Below are 4,030 nucleotides of genomic sequence, written 5' to 3'. Positions count from 1 at the left end.
CTGTTCCCATGCCGAACACAGAAGTTAAGCTCCTTAGCGCCGATGGTAGTTGGACTGACGTTCCGCTAGAGTAGGACGTTGCCAGGCACATCATATTATTCCGCAGTAGCTCAGTGGTAGAGCTATCGGCTGTTAACCGATCGGTCGTAGGTTCGAATCCTACCTGCGGAGCCATGGCTCCTTGGTCAAGCGGTTAAGACACCGCCCTTTCACGGCGGTAACACGGGTTCGAGTCCCGTAGGAGTCACCATTTTGTTGGAGAATTAGTTCAGTTGGGAGAGCATCTGCCTTACAAGCAGAGGGTCGGCGGTTCGAACCCGTCATTCTCCACCATTTATAAGTCGGAGGGGTAGCGAAGTGGCTAAACGCGGCGGACTGTAAATCCGCTCCTTCGGGTTCGGCAGTTCGAATCTGCCCCCCTCCACCATCTTAATGGGCTATAGCCAAGCGGTAAGGCAACGGACTTTGACTCCGTCACGCGCTGGTTCGAATCCAGCTAGCCCAGCCATTAGAGCCATTAGCTCAGTTGGTAGAGCATCTGACTTTTAATCAGAGGGTCAGAGGTTCGAATCCTCTATGGCTCACTCACAAGCATCCCAAGTTGGGGTGCTTTTTTTATTTTCTAAAGTTTTTCACCATTATAGATAATAAGAAATTTTTGTTCAATTTAATTGTTCATATGACAGTGAGGTTTTTCATTGGTATAATTAAGACTATGGAAAAATATATTCGGAGGAGATGCTATGGATTTTTCCAACGTTTTTAATAATCTAAGTACATTAAAAATAATTACAAGTGTACTTGATTTACTTATTGTATGGTATGTCCTTTATCTTCTCATTACTGTATTTAAGGGTACTAAGGCTATTCAGCTACTTAAAGGTATTTTATTTATAGTTATTGGTCAGCAAGTCAGTAAAATTCTTAATTTAACTGCTACTTCTAAGCTATTTGATATTGTGATTCAGTGGGGCGTATTAGCTTTAATAGTGATATTCCAACCTGAAATTAGACGTGCGTTAGAACAATTAGGTCGAGGAAGTTTATTCAAACGATATACAAATACCTACAGTCATGATGAAGAAAAATTAGTTCAAGCAGTTTCAAAAGCTGTACAATATATGGCTAAAAGACGTATTGGTGCTTTAATCGTTTTTGAAAAAGAAACTGGTCTACAAGACTATATTGAAACTGGGATTTCAATGAATTCTGAAATATCACAAGAATTGCTAATTAATGTTTTTATACCAAATACACCTTTGCATGATGGTGCTATGATTATTCAAAATTCAAGAATTGCTAGTTCTGCGAGTTATCTACCGTTATCTGACAGTGCTAAAATTTCTAAAAGTTTAGGTACTCGTCATAGAGCAGCAGTAGGTATATCAGAAGTTTCGGATGCCTTTACTGTGGTAGTATCTGAAGAAACTGGATCAATATCCGTTACATTTGATGGCAAATTGCGCAGAGATATTTCAGAAGAAGTTTTTGAAGAATTATTAGCTGAACATTGGTTTGGTACACACTTTCAAAAGAAAGGTGTGAAATGAGATGCTAGAAAGTAAATGGGGTTTACGATTTATAGCTTTAGTGTTAGCTATATTCTTTTACTTATCTGTCAATAATGTCTTTGGTAACATTTTTAATAATAATAATTTATCTCAAAATTCTTCTAAAACTATTGAAGATGTACCTGTGGAAGTTCTTTATAATTCAAAAAATTTACATGTTACTAAAGCTCCAGATACAGTAAATGTAACTATTTCTGGACCACAGTCCAAACTACTTAAAATAGAGAATTCGGATGATATTAAAGTAACTGTTGACTTATCAAATGCAAAAGCAGGCAATTATAAGGAAGACTATATAGTTAAAGGATTAAGTAATGACATTAATTATAACGTCAAGCCTAAACAAGCTTATATCACTCTTGAAAATAAAGATTCTAAAACGATGCATGTACAACCTGATATAGGTCAGAATGATATTGATGCTAATTACAAAGTGAAAGATAGTAAAGTTGAACCTGATACTGTGAAAGTAACAGGAGGGAAACAACAATTATCTAAAATTGCTTATCTTAAGGCTACCTATCGTGATGTAGACAAAGTAACTAAAGATACTTCTGATGTAGCAGATGTAACTGCTTTTGATAAACAACTGAATAAGTTAAATGTGCATATTCAACCTGATCAAGTAAAGTTAACAACAAAGGTTGAACCTTATAGCAAGAAAGTTAAAGTTAATGTACACACTGAAGGTCAATTACCGGATGATAAAGAACTTGATGACATTTCATTAGATAAGGATGAAATTGAAATTTTTGGTAATAGAGAAACATTGCAAGATATTAATGAAGTTGATGCTGTTGTGAATTTAGATGATATATCTGAATCAACAGATAAAAAGGTAAAGATTGATTTACCTAATAAAGTTAAAAAAGCTGATACTAATGAAGTTACAGCACATATCAATTTGAAATAATTTTAATTTTTTATAAATAAAGGAGTATTTAACAATGGGAAAATATTTTGGTACTGATGGAGTAAGAGGTATAGCAAATAGAGAATTAACTCCTGAATTAGCGTTTAAATTAGGTCGTTATGGTGGTTATGTTTTAGCACATAACGAAGGTGAAGCACATCCTAAAGTATTAGTAGGTAGAGATACGCGTGTCTCTGGTGAAATGTTAGAATCTGCATTAATCGCTGGGTTAGCTTCTATTGGTGCAGAAGTAATGCGATTAGGAATCATTTCAACGCCAGGTGTTGCTTATCTTACTCGTGAGATGGGTGCTGAATTAGGTGTAATGATTTCAGCTTCTCACAATCCTGTAGCAGACAATGGTATTAAATTCTTTGGCGCAGACGGATTTAAACTATCAGATGAGCAAGAAAATGAAATTGAAGCTTTATTAGACCAAGAAAATCCTGAATTACCTAGACCTGTAGGTAAAGATATTGTACATTTTTCTGATTACTTTGAAGGGGCTCAAAAGTATTTAAGCTATTTAAAATCTACAATTGATGTTGATTTAGAAGGATTAAAAATTGTCTTAGATGGCGCAAACGGTTCAACATCTGCATTAGCACCATTCTTATTTGGAGATTTAGAAGCTGATACAGAAACGATTGGTTGTAGCCCAGATGGCTATAATATCAATGAAGCATGTGGTTCTACTCATCCAGAGCAATTAGCTGAAAAAGTAGTAGAAACTGAAAGTGACTTTGGCTTAGCGTTTGATGGTGATGGAGATCGCTTAATCGCTGTAGATGAAAAAGGTAATATCATCGATGGAGACCAAATTATGTTCATTATTGGTCAATCAATGCATAAAAACAATGAATTAAATAATAATATGATTGTTTCAACAGTAATGAGTAATTTAGGCTTCTATAAAACTCTAGAACATGAATGTATCGCTTCAAACAAAACTAAAGTTGGAGATAGATACGTAGTTGAAGAAATGCGTCGTGGTAATTACAACTTAGGCGGAGAACAATCAGGTCATATCGTTCTTATGGATTATAATACAACTGGTGATGGCTTATTAACAGGTGTTCAATTAGCCTCAGTAATTAAGATGAGTGGCAAGCCTTTAAGTGAGTTAGCAGCACAAATGAAAAAATATCCACAATCATTAATCAATGTTAAAGTTACTGACAAACATCATGTTGAAGAGAATGAAGATGTGAAACAAGTGATGTCAGAAGTTGAAGATGAAATGAACGGCGAAGGTAGAATATTAGTTAGACCTTCTGGTACAGAACCATTAGTACGTGTAATGGTTGAAGCAGCTACAGATGAGGATGCGCAACGCTATGCGCAACGTATTGCTGATGTAGTTGAAGATAAAATGGGTTTAGATAAATAACATATAGTATTTTAATGAGGGTCTTACAAGTAAATGTAAGACCCTATTTATTACTTTTTTAAAAAAATAAAGCGCTTACATATATAAAAAAACAACATTTTTAATTAATAAAAGAATAAAAAATATAATTAGATAAACATTTTAGTAAGTTATAAA

3 protein-coding genes, 6 tRNA genes and 1 rRNA gene are annotated in these 4,030 nt (G+C 34.8%); all 10 read left to right on the top strand.

Annotated features, from left to right (window positions below):
- A 5S ribosomal RNA gene (rrf, locus tag CD128_RS11100) occupies positions 1 to 87 on the top strand; the annotation flags it as partial.
- 12 nt (positions 88 to 99) lie between these two features.
- Positions 100 to 174, top strand: a tRNA-Asn gene (locus CD128_RS11095).
- 1 nt (position 175) lies between these two features.
- Positions 176 to 250: transfer RNA gene (locus CD128_RS11090), tRNA-Glu, on the top strand.
- Between the two features lie 7 nt (positions 251 to 257).
- Positions 258 to 333, top strand: a tRNA-Val gene (locus CD128_RS11085).
- 10 nt (positions 334 to 343) lie between these two features.
- Positions 344 to 427 (top strand) — tRNA-Tyr (locus CD128_RS11080).
- 6 nt (positions 428 to 433) lie between these two features.
- Positions 434 to 508, top strand: a tRNA-Gln gene (locus CD128_RS11075).
- A gap of 3 nt (positions 509 to 511) precedes the next feature.
- Positions 512 to 584: transfer RNA gene (locus CD128_RS11070), tRNA-Lys, on the top strand.
- A 159-nt stretch (positions 585 to 743) separates the two neighbouring features.
- Positions 744 to 1,550, top strand: coding sequence for a diadenylate cyclase CdaA (gene cdaA / locus CD128_RS11065; protein WP_103329945.1), 807 nt, complete (start codon positions 744 to 746; stop codon positions 1,548 to 1,550).
- Position 1,551: 1 nt separating this feature from the next.
- Positions 1,552 to 2,484 carry a CdaR family protein gene (locus tag CD128_RS11060; protein WP_103329944.1) on the top strand — a complete coding sequence of 311 codons (933 nt, stop codon included), beginning with the start codon at positions 1,552 to 1,554 and terminating at the stop codon, positions 2,482 to 2,484.
- A 34-nt stretch (positions 2,485 to 2,518) separates the two neighbouring features.
- The gene (gene glmM / locus CD128_RS11055; RefSeq protein ID WP_103329943.1) at positions 2,519 to 3,874 is read left to right on the top strand and encodes a phosphoglucosamine mutase; all 1,356 of its coding nucleotides are present in this window, start codon (positions 2,519 to 2,521) and stop codon (positions 3,872 to 3,874) included.
- The last annotated feature ends 156 nt before the right edge of the window (positions 3,875 to 4,030 follow it).

Origin of the sequence: Staphylococcus croceilyticus, assembly GCF_002902575.1 — a bacterium.
GTDB classification, from domain to species: Bacteria; Bacillota; Bacilli; order Staphylococcales; family Staphylococcaceae; genus Staphylococcus; species Staphylococcus croceilyticus.
The sequence above is the reverse complement of the archived record's forward strand: the minus strand, read 5'-3'. Positions and strand labels throughout refer to the sequence as shown.